Source organism: Mycolicibacterium lutetiense (assembly GCF_017876775.1).
In the GTDB taxonomy this organism is placed as follows: Bacteria; Actinomycetota; Actinomycetes; order Mycobacteriales; family Mycobacteriaceae; genus Mycobacterium; species Mycobacterium lutetiense.
In genome coordinates, this window is sequence record NZ_JAGIOP010000002.1 from 700,721 (window position 1) to 716,175 (window position 15,455).

At 65.5% G+C, this 15,455-nt stretch carries 16 protein-coding genes; 8 read left to right on the forward strand and 8 right to left on the reverse strand.

The features are described from left to right. Window positions 1–16 precede the first annotated feature (16 nt). From JOF57_RS12660 to JOF57_RS12690, 7 genes are read right to left on the reverse strand one after another with little or no spacing between them, the layout of a single operon-like run. On the reverse strand, window positions 17–397 hold the full coding sequence (locus JOF57_RS12660) for a metal-sulfur cluster assembly factor (protein WP_209916893.1): 381 nt from the start codon (window positions 395–397) through the stop codon (window positions 17–19). After that, a complete protein-coding gene (gene sufU / locus JOF57_RS12665; protein ID WP_209916895.1) occupies window positions 394–852 on the reverse strand; it encodes a Fe-S cluster assembly sulfur transfer protein SufU in 459 nt (152 codons plus the stop codon). The genes JOF57_RS12660 and sufU overlap by 4 nt, the downstream gene beginning before the upstream one ends. Next, on the reverse strand, window positions 849–2,105 hold the full coding sequence (locus JOF57_RS12670) for a cysteine desulfurase (protein WP_209916897.1): 1,257 nt from the start codon (window positions 2,103–2,105) through the stop codon (window positions 849–851). The genes sufU and JOF57_RS12670 overlap by 4 nt, the downstream gene beginning before the upstream one ends. A 1-nt stretch (window position 2,106) precedes the next feature. Next, complete coding sequence (gene sufC, locus JOF57_RS12675; RefSeq protein ID WP_209916899.1) at window positions 2,107–2,880, reverse strand: Fe-S cluster assembly ATPase SufC; 774 nt, start codon at window positions 2,878–2,880, stop codon at window positions 2,107–2,109. 2 nt (window positions 2,881–2,882) lie between these two features. Further along, window positions 2,883–4,061 (reverse strand): Fe-S cluster assembly protein SufD, encoded by a 1,179-nt coding sequence (gene sufD / locus JOF57_RS12680; protein WP_209916900.1) that lies wholly within the window; start codon window positions 4,059–4,061, stop codon window positions 2,883–2,885. Next, the gene (gene sufB, locus JOF57_RS12685) at window positions 4,062–5,492 is read right to left on the reverse strand and encodes a Fe-S cluster assembly protein SufB (protein WP_209916902.1); all 1,431 of its coding nucleotides are present in this window, start codon (window positions 5,490–5,492) and stop codon (window positions 4,062–4,064) included. It abuts the gene before it with no gap. Continuing rightward, window positions 5,489–6,211, reverse strand: a complete 723-nt coding sequence (locus JOF57_RS12690) for a helix-turn-helix transcriptional regulator (protein ID WP_234938125.1) — start codon at window positions 6,209–6,211, stop codon at window positions 5,489–5,491. Before JOF57_RS12690 ends, sufB begins: the two co-directional genes overlap by 4 nt. 116 nt (window positions 6,212–6,327) lie before the next feature. On the opposite strand from JOF57_RS12690, the gene mptB reads away from it, so the two are divergent. From mptB to JOF57_RS12710, 4 genes are all read left to right on the forward strand, one after another. After that, the gene (gene mptB / locus JOF57_RS12695) at window positions 6,328–8,004 is read left to right on the forward strand and encodes a polyprenol phosphomannose-dependent alpha 1,6 mannosyltransferase MptB (protein ID WP_209916906.1); all 1,677 of its coding nucleotides are present in this window, start codon (window positions 6,328–6,330) and stop codon (window positions 8,002–8,004) included. Then, window positions 8,001–8,933, forward strand: coding sequence for an ABC transporter ATP-binding protein (locus JOF57_RS12700; protein WP_209916908.1), 933 nt, complete (start codon window positions 8,001–8,003; stop codon window positions 8,931–8,933). The genes mptB and JOF57_RS12700 overlap by 4 nt, the downstream gene beginning before the upstream one ends. Beyond that, complete coding sequence (locus tag JOF57_RS12705) at window positions 8,930–9,712, forward strand: ABC transporter permease (protein ID WP_209916909.1); 783 nt, start codon at window positions 8,930–8,932, stop codon at window positions 9,710–9,712. The genes JOF57_RS12700 and JOF57_RS12705 overlap by 4 nt, the downstream gene beginning before the upstream one ends. Before the next feature lie 97 nt (window positions 9,713–9,809). Then, the gene (locus JOF57_RS12710) at window positions 9,810–10,712 is read left to right on the forward strand and encodes a COX15/CtaA family protein (RefSeq protein ID WP_209923313.1); all 903 of its coding nucleotides are present in this window, start codon (window positions 9,810–9,812) and stop codon (window positions 10,710–10,712) included. Here JOF57_RS12710 and JOF57_RS12715 read toward each other — a convergent pair. Next, complete coding sequence (locus JOF57_RS12715) at window positions 10,709–11,647, reverse strand: ATP-grasp domain-containing protein (protein ID WP_209916911.1); 939 nt, start codon at window positions 11,645–11,647, stop codon at window positions 10,709–10,711. The genes JOF57_RS12710 and JOF57_RS12715 overlap by 4 nt on opposite strands. Window positions 11,648–11,679: 32 nt before the next feature. On the opposite strand from JOF57_RS12715, the gene JOF57_RS12720 reads away from it, so the two are divergent. The 4 genes from JOF57_RS12720 (at window position 11,680) to JOF57_RS12735 (ending at window position 15,454) form a co-directional block, all read left to right on the forward strand. Beyond that, window positions 11,680–12,654, forward strand: coding sequence for a quinone oxidoreductase family protein (locus JOF57_RS12720; RefSeq protein ID WP_209923315.1), 975 nt, complete (start codon window positions 11,680–11,682; stop codon window positions 12,652–12,654). 303 nt (window positions 12,655–12,957) lie between these two features. Continuing rightward, complete coding sequence (locus JOF57_RS12725) at window positions 12,958–13,992, forward strand: hypothetical protein (protein WP_209916913.1); 1,035 nt, start codon at window positions 12,958–12,960, stop codon at window positions 13,990–13,992. Between the two features lie 252 nt (window positions 13,993–14,244). Then, the gene (locus JOF57_RS12730; RefSeq protein WP_209916915.1) at window positions 14,245–14,937 is read left to right on the forward strand and encodes a hypothetical protein; all 693 of its coding nucleotides are present in this window, start codon (window positions 14,245–14,247) and stop codon (window positions 14,935–14,937) included. A gap of 43 nt (window positions 14,938–14,980) precedes the next feature. Next, window positions 14,981–15,454 (forward strand): hypothetical protein, encoded by a 474-nt coding sequence (locus JOF57_RS12735; RefSeq protein WP_209916917.1) that lies wholly within the window; start codon window positions 14,981–14,983, stop codon window positions 15,452–15,454. Window position 15,455: the final 1 nt, after the last annotated feature.

Here is a 15,455-nt window from a genome sequence, read left to right on the forward strand (position 1 = left end):
CACCACCGACAGTCCGTCAGACGGTGAAACCGAGCGCCCGCAGCTGTTCGCGGCCGTCGTCGGTGATCTTGTCCGGGCCCCACGGCGGGTTCCAGACCCAGTTGATCTTGATCTCGTTGACCAGCCCGGAGCCCACAAGCGCGGTGCGCGACTGATCCTCGATCACGTCGGTCAGCGGACAGGCCGCCGAGGTGAGCGTCATGTCGATCAGCGCCACGGGGCCCTCGTTGCTCTCTTCGACGTTGAGCCCGTAGACCAGGCCCAGGTCGACGACGTTGATGCCCAACTCGGGGTCCACGACGTCCCGCATGGCCTCCTCGAGGTCGGCGAGCATTTCGTCAGACGCCCCAGTGGCATCCCCGCTCGCTTCGCTCGTGCCCGCCGGTACCTCGCTCATCGCTGTTCCTTCACGTCATCGCTGGCCTGCACCAGCGCGTCTTTAAATGCCATCCATCCCAGCAACGCGCACTTCACCCGCGCCGGGTATTTCGCGACACCGGCGAATGCGACGCCGTCACCGAGTACATCTTCGTCCCCCTCCACGTTCCCGCGGGAGGAAATCATCTCGGTGAAGGCTTCGACCGTCTTGAGGGCATCACCGACGCTCTGGCCGATGACCTGATCGGTGAGCACTGAGGTGGCGGCCTGGCTGATCGAACAGCCCTGCCCGTCGTAGGAGATGTCCGTCACCGTCTCGGCGTCGTCGGAGAGGGTGACCCGAAGCGTCACCTCGTCACCACAGGTCGGGTTGACGTGGTGCACCTCGGTGGCGAAGGGCTCACGCAGTCCGCGGTGATGCGGATGCTTGTAATGATCCAGGATCACTTCCTGGTACATCTGTTCCATTCTCACGAGAAGAACTCCACGGCGCGTCCGATGCCGGCTACCAGACGGTCCACCTCGTCGAGAGTGTTGTACACCGCGAAGGACGCGCGAGCGGTCGCCGCGATCCCGAAGCGACGGTGCAGCGGGTAGGCGCAATGGTGCCCGACGCGTACCGCGACGCCCTCGTCGTCGAGCACCTGCCCGACATCGTGGGCGTGGATCCCGTCGACCACGAAACTGACCGGAGAACCGCGATGTTCCATCGTCGTCGGCCCGATGATCCGCACCTGCGGAACCGAAGCCAGGCCTACCAGCGTGGCGGCCACCAGTTCGGCTTCGTGCGCCTCGACGGCGTCCATCCCGATATCGCTCAGATACCGTGCGGCAGCAGCCAACCCGACGACCTGCGAGGTCATCGGAGTCCCAGCCTCGAACCGCTGCGGGGGCGGTGCGTAGGTGGTCCGCTCCATCGTGACGGTCTCGATCATCGAACCCCCGGTAAGGAACGGAGGTGCGGCGGCCAAAACGTCGTGGCGTCCGTAGAGCACGCCGATGCCGGTGGGCCCCAGCATCTTGTGACCGGAGAACGCCGCGAAATCGACATCGAGCGCGTGGAAGTCAACCGGCTGATGCGGCACCGACTGGCAGGCATCCAGCACGGTGAGCGCACCGACAGCCTTGGCCCGCGACACCAGCTCGGCCACCGGGGCGACCGCGCCCGTGACGTTCGAATGATGGCTGAAGGCCACCACTTTCACCCGTTCGTCGAGCTGCAGCGAGTCCAGATCGATCCGCCCGTCATCGGTGACGGAGTACCACTTCAGCGTCGCACCGGTGCGCTGGGCCAATTCCTGCCACGGAATCAGGTTCGCGTGGTGTTCCAGCTCGGTGGTGACGATCACGTCACCCGGGCCGACCGCACGGTCGAAGCGCTTGTCCCCCAGTACATATGACACCAGGTTGAGCGACTCGGTGGCATTCTTGGTGAACACCAACTCATCTGGCTCGGCACCGACGAACGCCGCGATGTCTGCGCGCCCCTGCTCGTAGGCGTCGGTGGCCTCCTCCATCAGCTGGTGCGCACCGCGGTGCACCGCCCCGTTGGAGTGGGTGAGGAACTCCCGTTCGGCATCGAGCACCTGTAGCGGCTTCTGGGACGTCGCCCCGGAATCCAGGTACGCCAACTGCTTTCCGCCACGCATCACCCGACTCAGAATCGGGAAGTCAGCCCTTACCCGGGCCAGCCCGGCTTGATCCAACGTCGACGCTTCGATGGTCATGTCAGGCTCCGACAGCTTGGGTGAAGCGCACGTATCCGTTCTCTTCGAGCTCGTCGGCGAGTTCCGGCCCGCCCGATTCCACGATGCGCCCACCGACGAATACGTGCACGAACTGCGGCTGGATGTACCGCAGGATCCGCGTGTAGTGGGTGATCAGCAGGATTCCGCCGTGCTCGGCCTCGGCGTAGCGGTTGACGCCCTCGCTCACGATTCGCAGCGCGTCGACGTCCAGACCTGAGTCGGTCTCGTCGAGGATCGCGATCTTCGGCTTGAGCAGCGACAGCTGCAGGATCTCGTGGCGCTTCTTCTCGCCGCCGGAGAATCCCTCGTTGACGCTGCGCTCACCGAACGCCGGGTCGATTTCCAGTTCGGCCATCGCGCCCTTGACTTCCTTGACCCAGTGCCGCAGCTTGGGCGCCTCGCCACGGACCGCGGTGGCCGCGGTGCGCAGGAAGTTGGTCATCGACACCCCTGGCACCTCGACCGGGTACTGCATCGCCAGGAAGAGGCCCGCGCGGGCCCGCTCGTCGATGCTCATCTCGAGGACGTCCTGTCCGTCGAGGGTGATCGATCCGGAGGTGACGGTGTACTTGGGATGCCCGGCGATCGCGTAGGACAGCGTCGACTTTCCGGAGCCGTTGGGGCCCATCACCGCGTGCGTCTCCCCCGACTTCACGGTGAGGTTCACACCCTTGAGGATCGGGATCTCGGTGTTCTCAGCGCCTTCGGTGGCGTTGACCGAGACGTGCAGGTCCTTGATTTCCAGCGTGGTCATAACTAGTTGGCTTTCGATTCGGTGATGGCAAGTTCTTTTTCGATCGCCGCGGTCAGGCGCTCGCGCACCTCCGGGACAGCGATCTTGGCGATGATCTCGTTGAAGAATCCGCGCACGACCAAGCGGCGGGCCTGATCCTCGGGGATGCCGCGGGCGCGCAGGTAGAACAACTGCTCGTCGTCGAAACGCCCGGTGGCACTGGCGTGCCCGGCGCCGACGATCTCGCCGGTCTCGATCTCGAGGTTGGGCACCGAATCAGCGCGGGCACCGTCGGTGAGAACCAGGTTGCGGTTCACCTCGAAGGTGTCGGTACCGGTGGCCTCGGCCCGGATCAGTACATCGCCGATCCACACCGTGTGCGCATCGGGCTTCTTGGAATCCGGATCACCCTGCAATGCGCCCTTGTACAGGACGTCAGACTTGCAGTGCGGCTGAGCGTGATCGACCAACAACCGCGACTCGAAGAACTGGCCGTCGTCGGCGAAGTACGTACCGAGCATCTTGGCGTCACCGCCCGGTCCGGCGAACCGCACGGTCGCCGAGGTGCGCACCACGTCGCCACCGAGGGTGACGTTGACGTGTCCGAGCACCGCGTCCTTGCCGAGCTTGGCGTGGTGTGCGCTGACATGCACCATGTCGTCGGCCCAGTCGGCGATCCAGATGACGCCGACACCGGCCGCGTCACCGACGATGATCTCGACGTTGTCGGCGTAGATTCCGCTGCCGCGCAGATCGACCACGACGGTGGCTCGGGACAATTCCTCGACCCGAATCTGCAGGTGTCCGTAGGCCACCTTGTCCGCACCGGGCCCGTCGATGACGATCTCGATCGGCTCGGCGACCTCGGTGTCACGCTTGACGGTCACCACGGTGGCTGTTTCGAATGACGAGAAGGCCTGGGCCGCAACGCGATCGGTGGGCACACCGCCCTCGCCGAGACGTATGTCGTCACGGCCGACGGTCTCCACGGTCACGCCGGGACGCTCGGTCACGGTGATGCCGGCCTTGCCATTCGCTACGGCAGTGCCGTCATGCAGGCCGCGAAGCCGCTTGAGCGGGGTGAACCGCCACAGCTCGTCGCGACCGCCGGGGACCTCGAAGGCGTTGACATCAAAGGATCCGAACAGCTCGCCCTTATTTGTCACGATCCCTTCGACCGCTCCAGTGAGATTCTGTGTCACTTAACCGACCGCGCCTTCCATCTGCAGCTCGATGAGCCGGTTCAGCTCAAGCGCGTATTCCATGGGCAGTTCCTTGGCGATGGGCTCGACGAAGCCGCGCACCACCATCGCCATTGCCTCGTCCTCGGTCAGGCCGCGGCTCATCAGATAGAACAGCTGATCCTCGCTGACCTTGGACACCGTGGCCTCATGGCCCATGGTGACGTCGTCCTCGCGGATGTCGACGTACGGGTAGGTGTCGCTGCGGCTGATCGTATCGACCAGCAGCGCATCGCATTTCACGCTCGACTTGCTGCCGTGCGCACCCTTGTTGACCTGGACCAGCCCGCGGTAGGACGCCCGGCCACCGCCACGAGCAACCGACTTCGACACGATGTTGCTCGACGTGTTGGGTGCCAGGTGCAGCATCTTGGCGCCGGTGTCCTGGTGCTGACCCTCGCCGGCGAACGCCACCGAGAGCACCTCGCCCTTGGCATGTTCACCGGTCATCCAGACGGCCGGGTACTTCATGGTGACCTTGGAACCGATGTTTCCGTCGATCCACTCCATGGTGGCGCCGGCCTCGGCGCGCGCACGCTTGGTCACCAGGTTGTAGACGTTGTTCGACCAGTTCTGGATGGTCGTGTAGCGGACGCGGGCGCCGGGCTTGACGATGATCTCGACCACGGCCGAGTGCAGCGAATCCGACTTGTAGATCGGCGCGGTACAACCCTCGACGTAGTGCACGTAGGAGCCCTCGTCGGCGATGATCAACGTCCGCTCGAACTGGCCCATGTTCTCGGTGTTGATCCGGAAGTAGGCCTGCAGCGGGATGTCGACGTGCACGCCCGGAGGCACATAGATGAACGAACCACCCGACCAGACTGCGGTGTTGAGCGCGGAGAACTTGTTGTCCCCGGCCGGGATCACCGTGCCGAAGTACTGCTTGAACAGCTCCGGGTGTTCCTTGAGCGCGCTGTCGGTGTCCAGGAAGATGACGCCGAGGGCTTCGAGGTCCTCACGGATCGAGTGGTAGACCACCTCGGACTCGTACTGTGCGGCGACACCGGAGACCAGGCGCTGCTTCTCGGCCTCGGGGATGCCGAGCCGGTCGTAGGTGTTCTTGATGTCGGCGGGCAGGTCGTCCCACGTGGCGGCCTGCTTCTCACTGGACCGCACGAAGTATTTGATGTTGTCGAAGTGGATACCCTCGAGGTTGGAACCCCAGTTCGGCATCGGCTTCTTGTCGAAGGTACGTAGCGCCTTGAGCCGAGCCTCCAACATCCACTCCGGCTCGCTCTTCTTGGCCGAAATGTCACGCACGACGGCTTCCGACAGGCCGCGCTGCGCACTGGCGCCCGCGACGTCCGAGTCCGACCAGCCGTAGCCGTAGTTACCCAGCGACGCGATGGTCTCTTCCTGGGTCAATGGCGTTTCGGGCGTGATGGTCATGTCGCCGCTCCTTGCTTGCTCGCTGTCGATTGGGTTGGAACGTGAGTGGTGCAGGCACAATCACCGTTGACGATGGTGGCCAGGCGCTGCACGTGGGTGCCGAGGATCTCGGCGAACGCCTCACTCTCCGTCTCACACAACTCCGGGAACTCCTCGGCGACGTGCGATACCGGACAGTGGTGCTGGCAGATCTGCACCCCGGGAATCGGACCGTCCACCGGATTCGTCGTGGTGGCATAGCCCGCCCGGGTCAAGGCGTCCGCAACACGCTCTGCGGTGTCGGCGACTCCGCCGGACCCCTCGGTGACGCCGGCCAGGATGGTGTCCATCCGGCGGCGCGCGAAAGTCCGCACGGCATCCTTGCCGCCGATCTCACGCAGTTGTCGAATCGCGGCGACCGCGAGGTCGTCGTAGGTGTGGCCGAGCTTGGCGCGCCCGGCGGCGGTCAACCGGTAGCGCTTGGCCGGACGGCCCCGGCCGCTGTGCTGCCACGCGGCGGCGGCACTGGCCTGCGCATCACCGGCTTCGATCAGGGCGTCAAGGTGCCGACGCACGCCGGCAGCCGAAATGCCGAGCCTGTCGCCGATCTGCCCCGCGGTGATCGGACCCTCGAGCAACAGGTGAATGATCGAACGCCGAGTGTGTCCGTCGGATGCCGGCACGACATCGGCGACCGGCATCGGTGCACCCGATGCGGAGCCCGCAGTCGTCCGACGCATTTTCACAACACCATTGTGACGGAATTCCACCCGCGGTTCCAGCAAGGGCACCCTTACGTGACCTGGGCCACCGCCGCCTGGCGGAGACCGTCTCGGCCGACCGCTACGCTGCCCTGATGGCAAGCCGCCTGTCGACCTTCAGCACATCGATCGCCCGGTGGCACGGCGACGAACGGGCCGTCGGGTCCCCACTCAACGCCGCCGAGGTTGTCGCACAGCGTCGTACCCGGCTTTTCGGGGCCACCGGAACCGTCCTGATGGCGATCGGCGCCCTCGGTGCCGGCGCCCGCCCGGTCGTGCAGGATCCGACCTTCGGGGTCCGACTGCTCAACCTGCCCTCCCGCATCCAGACGGTATCGCTGACGATGACCACCACCGGTGCGGTGATGATGACGCTGGCGTGGCTCATGCTCGGGCGATTCGCCCTCGGCCCCCGCCGGATGTCACGCAGCCAGCTGGACCGGACACTGCTGCTGTGGGCGCTCCCGCTGCTGGTCGCGCCCCCGATGTACAGCAAGGACGTCTACTCGTACCTGGCGCAGAGTGAGATCGGCTACATCGGCCTCAACCCGTATCAGGTCGGTCCGGCGACCGGCCTGGGCCTCGATCACGTATTCACCCTGTCGGTGCCCAGTCTGTGGCGCGAGACCCCGGCACCGTACGGCCCACTGTTCCTGTGGATCGGCGAGAGCATCTCCGCGCTGACCGGTGAGAACATCGTCGCCGCGGTGCTGTGCCACCGCGCCGTGGTGCTGCTGGGCGTCGGGCTCATCGTGTGGGCGACACCCCGGCTGGCCCGTCGCTGCGGCGTCGCCGAGGTCAGCGCATTGTGGCTCGGTGCGTGTAATCCGCTGCTGTTCATGCACTTGGTGGCCGGAATCCACAACGAGGCGCTGATGCTCGGCCTGATGCTGGCGGGCACCGAGTTCGCGCTGCGCGGCATCGAAGCTGCAGCGCCATTGATGCCCCGACCACTGACCTGGCCGCAGTCACGCGAGGACTGGGACCGCTGGTACCCCGCGGGGATGCTGCTGCTCGGCACGGTCCTCATCACGCTGTCCTCCCAGGTCAAGCTGCCCTCACTGCTCGCGCTCGGATTCGTCGCGATGGCCCTGGCCTGGCGTCTGGGCGGCACGATCAAGGCGTTCTTCGTGGCGAGTGTGCCCCTCGGCGTGATCTCGCTGGCGGTGATGGCCGTGATCGGCTGGGCCAGCGGGTTGGGCTTCGGGTGGCTGGGCACCCTCGGCACCGCCAATGTGGTGCGCAGCTGGATGTCACCGCCGACACTCCTGGCCCTGGGCACCGGCCAGGTCGGCATCCTGCTGGGCCTCGGTGACCACACCACCGCAGTGCTCGCGCTGACCCGCGCCATCGGCGTCGTCCTGATCGCGATCCTGGTCAGCTGGCTGCTGTTCGCCGTGATGCGCGGCCGTTTGCACCCCGTGGGCGGTCTGGGCGTGGCCCTCGGCGGCACCATCCTGCTGTTCCCGGTGGTGCAGCCGTGGTACCTGCTGTGGGCGGTGATCCCGCTGGCCGCGTGGGCCACCCGGCCCGGATTCCGTGGTTCCGCGATCGCCATCACGTTGGTTGTCGGGATCTTCGGCCCGACGGCCAACGGCGACCGGTTCACCTTGTTCCAGATCGTGATGGCCACCCTGGCGAGCGCGTTGATCGTGCTGATCCTGATCGGGCTGACCTGGCGCCGACTGCCGTGGCGTGCATCACGCCAACCGGACAACAAGCCACCTCCGACACCCGCACAGCCGCCCGACGCCTACGCTGAATCCCCGTGACCTCGCGTTCTGATCAACCTGTGCTGCTCCGCGGCGTCAGCAAGCGCTACGGATCGACCACAGCGGTCGCCAACCTGGACCTTGATGTGCAGCGTGCCGAGGTATTGGCCCTGCTCGGCCCGAACGGTGCGGGCAAGACCACCACCGTCGAAATGTGCGAGGGATTCATCCGCCCCGACGACGGCCGTGTCGAGATCCTCGGGTTGGATCCCGTTGCCGACAACGCCCAGGTGCGCGCACGGATCGGCGTGATGCTGCAGGGTGGCGGCGGCTACCCCGCGGCACGGGCCGACGAGATGCTCCATCTCGTCGCCTCCTATGCTGCCGATCCTCTCGATCCGGCCTGGTTGATGGACACCCTCGGCCTGACCGAATCCGCCCGCACCACCTACCGGCGTCTGTCGGGCGGCCAGCAACAACGCCTCGCACTGGCCTGCGCCGTGGTGGGTCGCCCCGAGCTGGTGTTCCTCGACGAGCCAACCGCGGGGATGGATGCTCACGCCCGAATTGTGGTGTGGGAGTTGATCGATGCGCTGCGCCGTGACGGTGTCACGGTCGTGCTGACCACCCATCACCTGGCCGAGGCCGAAGAACTGGCCGACCGGATCGTGATCATCGATCACGGCGTGGCCGTAGCCACCGGCACACCCGCCGAGCTCACCCACAGCGGCGCCGAGAACCAGTTGCGTTTCCGGGCGCCGCGCAAGCTCGACCTGTCCCTGCTGGCCGCGGCTCTGCCGGAGCAGTACAAGGCCACCGAGACGGCACCCGGCGAGTACCTGGTCGAGGGGCACATCGACCCGCAGGTGCTGGCGACCGTGACGGCGTGGTGCGCCCGACTCAACGTGCTGGCCACCGATATGCGGGTGGAACAGCGCAGCCTCGAAGATGTATTCCTCGACCTCACAGGACGGGAGCTGCGGTCATGACGAGCGCTCCGAACCGGTTCGCCCCGGGCACCTTCTCCCCCGATCCCCGCCCGGCCAAGGTGCCGGCCATGCTGGCCGCCCAGTACGGGCTGGAACTGAAGTTGCTGCTCCGCAACGGCGAACAACTTCTACTCACCATGTTCATCCCGATCACGCTGCTGGTCGGGATGACGCTGCTGCCGTTGGGCTCGTTCGGCGACGATCGGGCGGGGACATTCACTCCGGCGATCATGGCCCTGGCCCTGATCTCCACGGCATTCACCGGCCAGGCCATCGCGGTGGCTTTCGACCGCCGCTACGGCGCCCTGAAACGCCTTGGTGCCACCGCACTTCCAGTGTGGGGAATCATCGCCGGCAAGTCGCTGGCGGTGGTGACCGTCGTGTTCTTACAGGCAGTCTTGTTGGGCGCCATAGGTTTTGCACTGGGCTGGCGGCCGTCGCCGCTAGGGCTGGCGCTGGGTGCGGTGATCATCGCGCTGGGTACCGGCACGTTCGCCGCGTTGGGGCTGCTACTCGGCGGCACCCTCAAGGCCGAGATCGTGCTGGCGCTGGCCAACCTGCTGTGGTTCGTGTTCGCGGGCCTGGGAGCGCTGACCCTGGAAGGCGGCCCGGTGCCGTCGGCCTTGCGCTGGGTAGCCCGGTTGACCCCGTCCGGAGCCCTCACTGAATCCCTGACCCAGGCGATGACGCTGTCGATGGACTGGTTCGGCGTGGCCGTGCTGGCGGTGTGGGGTGTCATCGCCGCGATCTGCGCCCTGCGCTGGTTCCGGTTCACCTGATCCACACCGGCCCTACTACGGGCTGTAGTTCCTGATCAACTACGATCAGGCCGTGCCCGGCGGAACTGCTTTCCAGCGACTGGTCGACCTGCTGCCCATGCCGAGCCTGCGGCTCCAGCGCCAGATCGCGTTCCTGGTCATCCTCACCCAGGGCGGTATCTCGGTCACCGGAGCGATCGTCCGGGTCACCGCATCCGGCCTGGGCTGCCCCACCTGGCCCCAGTGCTTCCCCGGCAGCTTCACCCCGGTTCCCCACGCCGAGGTCGCCGTCGTGCACCAGGTGGTCGAGTTCGGCAACCGGATGATCACCTTCCTGGTGGTGTTGACCGCCATCGCGGCGGTCCTGGCCGTGACCCGGGCCCGCCGACGCCGCGAGGTGTTGATCTACGCCTGGCTGATGCCGGCCTCCACCGTGGTCCAGGCCATCATCGGCGGCATCACGGTGCGGACCGGCCTGCTGTGGTGGACCGTCGCCGTCCATCTGCTCGCGTCCATGGTGATGGTGTGGCTCGCGGTGCTGCTGTTCGTCAAGATCGGCCAGCCCGATAACGGCACACCGACCACCGTCGTGCCGAAACCGTTGCGGCAGTTGACAGCCCTGAGCGCAGGAATCCTGGCCGCAGTCCTGGTGACGGGCACACTGGTGACCGGTGCCGGACCGCACGCCGGGGACAAGAGCCTCGATCGCGTGGTGCCGCGCCTGGAGGTCGAGATCACCACGCTGGTCCACATGCATTCGTCCCTGCTGGTCGCCTACCTGGCGCTGATCGTCGCGCTGGGATTCGGACTCACCGCGGTACGGGCACCACGCCCCGTCATGGTCCGACTCGGTGCCCTGGTGGCATTGGTGTGCGCACAGGGTCTGATCGGGATCGTGCAGTTCTACACTGGGATTCCCGCGGTCCTGGTCGCCGTGCACGTCGCCGGGGCGGCCGTGTGCACCGCGGCCACCGCAGCGCTGTGGGCCTCGATGCGTGACCGGGTGGAACCCAGCGGCTAGAACCCGCGGCGCGACAGCGGGCCCAGCCCGAAGCGCTCCAGCGCACCCTCGACACCCACTGCGAATTGCCGCTCGGCGTCCTTCCTGTCGTTCTGGTCGAGCTGCCCGAATCCCAGTCCGGGCTCGACCAGCTCCAGCTCCAGCAGGCGCGCATCCTCCGGGCCGCCGATCACATCGACCCGCGCGTACAGCAGATCCTGCGGCTGAAGGTCGAACATGCGGAGCACCGCGTCGATCGCGAGGCGGCCCACCTCCCAGACCTCGTCATCGGGAGCGGCCGGTGACAACGATTCCTCGGCATAGGTACCGGTCTCCTCGAATGCGGGTGACCGTCCGGCCGGCGGCAGGATCGGGGCCTTGGTGAACGCGTGAGACTCCTCACCGCCCAAGAACACCAGCGCCGTCTCACCGTCCGCGATCCGCGGGTCATACGGCTGCACCAGCACCGCGCGGCCGGCGGCCTGCAGCGCCGCGGCGTGGGCCAGGGCCGCTGAGGCATCGATGAAGCGCTGCGCGCCGGTCGAGCCGGCGCCCACCGCGGGCTTCACCACGACTTCGCCATCGGGCACGCTGACCAGCTCGTCGGCCTCGAAATAGCCGGTCGGCACCACCGGAACCCCCATGCGGTGCAGATCCTTGAGGTACCGCTTGTCGGTGTTCCACTCCACGATTCGCGCCGGATTGATCAGGTGCGGCACCGACCGGACCCAGGTCAGGAACTCACCCAGGCGCTCGGTGTAATCCCAGGTGGCCCGCAGGATCACCAGATCGGCGTTCAGGGTCTCCGGGTCGTCCCAGGGCAGCCAGCGGGCATGCAGGCCGCGGTTGCGCAGCGCCCTCACCAGGCCGGCGTCGTCGCCGTCGCCTTCGGGCAACGCGGCACAGCCGGCCAACACGATGCGGGGATGGAACACATCCGGACGGGCAAGCTTCACCCCCGCGATGATAGGTGTGGATGATGGATGGCGTGTATGCCATCGAAGTTGCCGAGACCGGCGGACCCGAAGTCCTGAGCTACGTCGAGCGGCCCGAGCCCGCTCCCGGCCCGGGCGAGGTACTGATCAAGGCCGAAGCCATCGGCGTCAACTTCATCGACACCTACTTCCGGTCCGGGTTGTATCCGCGCGACCTGCCGTTCGTCGTCGGGTCCGAAGTCTGCGGTACGGTCGCCGCCGTCGGTGACGATGTCGCGGCGCTGGCCGTCGGCGACCGCGTGGTCACCGCCAACGCGACCGGCGCATACGCCGATTTGTGCGTCGCCCCAGCTGATTTCGTTGCCTACGTGCCTGACAATGTGGCCCCCGACGCCATCGCCTCGGCGCTGCTGAAGGGTATGACCGCCCACTACCTGATCAAGTCCACCTACCCGGTGCAGCCGAACGACACGGTGCTGGTGCATGCCGGGGCCGGCGGCGTCGGCCTGATCCTCACCCAGTGGGCCACCAGCATCGGCACCCGCGTGATCACCACGGCCTCGACACCGGAGAAGGCCGAGTTGTCTCGGCAGGCCGGCGCGATCGAGGTGCTCGAGTACCCCGAGGATCCGGTCGAGTTCGCCGACAAGATCCGCGACCTCACCGGCGGGGCGGGTGTGGCCGCAGTGTACGACGGGGTCGGCGCGTCGACGTTCGACGCCAGCCTGGCCAGCCTCGCGGTGCGTGGCACGCTGGCCCTGTTCGGGGCGGCCAGCGGTCCGGTGCCACCGGTGGACCCCCAACGGCTCAACGCGGCAGGGTCTGTGTTCCTGACCCGGCCGACGCTGGCCCACCACACCCGCACACCCGATGAATTCTCTTGGCGTGCGGGCGAATTGATCAATGCCATCGCAGACGGATCGATCACCATCACCGTCGGCGGCCGCTACCCGCTGGCCGAGGCGGCCCAGGCCCACACCGACCTGCAAGGGCGCCGGACGGTCGGCTCCGTCGTGCTGGTGCCCTAGACCGGATCCTGAAACCCGAAGGTGATTTGGCTCTAGCTCACTATGACGAACTAGATGTTGTACAGATCGGTAGCAGATATTGCCACCTGGCGACTCCCAGGACTAGAGCTAGATGCACAGCCGTTTCATTCGAGACGCCGCGACCGATAGGGCGGTCTTGCCCTGTGCATCGATAATGCACTCAACGGAAGCCCTGTCCATACTTACCCACGCCTGTAATGACTGCTCTCGGTTCATGCTGTATTCATTGAACATCGAGAAAGCGACTCTTGGGCCGCCAGCAATTCTTAGGATGCAAACGCCATGGATGACACGACGTTCGAAGGCCACAGCCCCAAGGACGTGGCTCGCGATATCTCGCGCGATATCGCGACGCTCCTCGTCGCGCACATGGACGGGTACGCCCTCCTCAACAAGAATCCCTTCGCGCAGGTCGACGGATACCCACCAGAACATCCGGGGTCTGCACCGATACGTATCGATAAGTATCTCGGCGACGCCGCCAAAGACATCGTCCAAGAAATCCGCATCGAACAGCCCACTCTTTACGGAGCAACGCTCTACCAGGAAGAAGAGATCCAGCTGTCGTATATCAAGGGCGAGGACACACGTCGCTACCGAGTCGTCGTCGACCCCCTCGACGGCTCCACCATCTACAGCGCGTTCGGCGTCGGCTGCGTTTCTGTCCTCGTCTACTGGTGGAAGAACCCCGATGACCGGCAGCGCCGCGAAGACATCTGGCAACTGCAGGGCGGATGTATCGCCCTCAATAATGGCTACGCCTTCACGTACACGCTTAACCGGCGCAGATTCCAAGATCCATTCGGCACCGTACGCGCCGACGTCGCCGTTTCGCGATTCGACCAACGCCCCCGCAGCCGCGGCGACTACAGACCCGTCGACATCATCAACCCCAATATCGACCTCGACGACAGAAACCCCGAAGGAAAGTCGACATACGTTCTGGCAAGTACGGCCGGATCCTCGCGCCGACGCAAATCGATCGAAGAAGACCTGGCGCGACACAGTGTGGACATAGACTTCCTCGGCAGTTTCGCTGCCAATCTGTCCGTCTGGGGCGCTGTCCTCGGCACCACCAGCGTGATCATCGATCCGGCCCCGTCCACCATGCACGACGGCAACTATCTGTTGGTGCTGCAAGCACTGAACTGGATCGTCCTCGACGCCAAGACGTGGGATGTAGTTCCTCTTCTGACAATCGCCGAGAGGCACTGCGAACCCACGATTACCCGCGAAGCACGCATTCCACCCATCTACGCGTTCCGCAACCGAGCGGTTATGGAACGATGGCGTGAAAGCAATGACCCCAGATCATAACGAGTGCGACCGCAGTCTGCTTACCGGGAGAGGCTGCCCTACAACATCGCTACAATCGGCCACGGCAGAATGGCGGGCCGCTGCACGGCACCACCCACGATTCGGCGCAAATGCCGTAGCCAGAATTGGGGCGAGGCGATGAGACGGCCACACGTAGGAGAAGCCGGGATATCAAATAGCGCCCATCATCAGGCGATCGCACAGGCGAATATCGATGCCGACAGCACCGGTCAACTCGACAACTTTCGCGCCATGGCACACGACAGCGTCCCAGCCACCAACATCACCGCGGCCAAGGCCCTCGCGTTCGACGACCTCGTAGCTGTCGTCGACGGTCGTACCCTCCAGATCCACTGGCACGCCGGGGACCGTGGTGCCGGCCTGGCCGCCTATAGGAACGCGCAGCGCACTTTCTATGTGCGCCGCGGGGCCTTTGAGGCCCTATGGCATGGCGGTGACGGTTTCATATACTTCAGCCTCAACCACGACACGGCCGGCACCACGGCATTCGGCCCCTTCTGCATTGCCATCGCTACCTCCCTTGACGGCCACCCTGACGCCGCCGTGTTTCCCGCCGACACCGCCCAGCGGTACACCGACTCGAGCGGAGGGATCAACGTCACGCAGGTCATGTCTGAGGTTGGCGACTGGACGGCCCGCGGCGACATCGCCGTCAACGAACTGCACACGGACGTCGTGCCCCCGCCGTCAACGTGGCCAAACCTACTATGCAGCAAGGATCGTTACCTTGAAATCGTTGTCGTCGGTCCAGTACCTCTGGCCGACGTCTTCGAGCTTCGGTTGAACCGTGACGATGCGAAGACACTGAACCGGCTCAGCCGCCAACAGCGACGAGGTGATCTATCCGACCCCACCGACATCGCTGCAGCGCTGGCCTACCAAGCGATTCGTCGCTGGCGCGGCACGCGTCTTCGAATAGTCTGATGGCATGGCTAGACACCGGGAACAGGGTTTAACGCTTGTTGCAATGCCCTCGAGCGGCGACGTGTTCATCGCCCAAGACAGCGATGGCGACTTATGGCTCTTTGAACCGGTGTTCAGCCGCCGAACCAAAGCCACAACCGACGACCTCACGCTCGCCCTCGCACGGCACGATTGGGACGCGGTCGACAGAACATTCCGGACGTGGCCAGAACTCGAGGCCTACCGACAGGACATCGCTCGTGCATTTATCGGCGGACGCACGTCGCGCCAATTCGCCGAGTACGACGAACGCGATGTGGAACTAGTTCTCGAGGAATCCCGCGACATTGATATCGATGAACGCGAGGAAACGCTCGACCTCTTATTTGCCGTGCTCAGATACGCCGAAGTGGTCCGCTCGGCCCCCTACCTCTTCAAGCAAGTCACCGACCGCATTGATGAGCTGCGCCAGCGACGGAGCACGCTGCTCGCAGACGAAAAAACGATGGCTCGAATGGCCCTACCCGCCGCGGCATAAG

Coding starts and splice junctions, on each gene's coding strand:
- JOF57_RS12660 (WP_209916893.1), bottom strand. CDS start 397: ATGAGCGAGGTACCGGCGGGCACGAGCGAAGCGAGCGGGGATGCCACT.
- JOF57_RS12670 (WP_209916897.1), bottom strand. CDS start 2,105: ATGACCATCGAAGCGTCGACGTTGGATCAAGCCGGGCTGGCCCGGGTA.
- sufC (WP_209916899.1), bottom strand. CDS start 2,880: ATGACCACGCTGGAAATCAAGGACCTGCACGTCTCGGTCAACGCCACC.
- sufB (WP_209916902.1), bottom strand. CDS start 5,492: ATGACCATCACGCCCGAAACGCCATTGACCCAGGAAGAGACCATCGCG.
- JOF57_RS12690 (WP_234938125.1), bottom strand. CDS start 6,211: ATGCGTCGGACGACTGCGGGCTCCGCATCGGGTGCACCGATGCCGGTC.
- mptB (WP_209916906.1), top strand. CDS start 6,328: ATGGCAAGCCGCCTGTCGACCTTCAGCACATCGATCGCCCGGTGGCAC.
- JOF57_RS12705 (WP_209916909.1), top strand. CDS start 8,930: ATGACGAGCGCTCCGAACCGGTTCGCCCCGGGCACCTTCTCCCCCGAT.
- JOF57_RS12710 (WP_209923313.1), top strand. CDS start 9,810: ATGCCGAGCCTGCGGCTCCAGCGCCAGATCGCGTTCCTGGTCATCCTC.
- JOF57_RS12725 (WP_209916913.1), top strand. CDS start 12,958: ATGGATGACACGACGTTCGAAGGCCACAGCCCCAAGGACGTGGCTCGC.
- JOF57_RS12730 (WP_209916915.1), top strand. CDS start 14,245: ATGGCACACGACAGCGTCCCAGCCACCAACATCACCGCGGCCAAGGCC.
- JOF57_RS12735 (WP_209916917.1), top strand. CDS start 14,981: ATGCCCTCGAGCGGCGACGTGTTCATCGCCCAAGACAGCGATGGCGAC.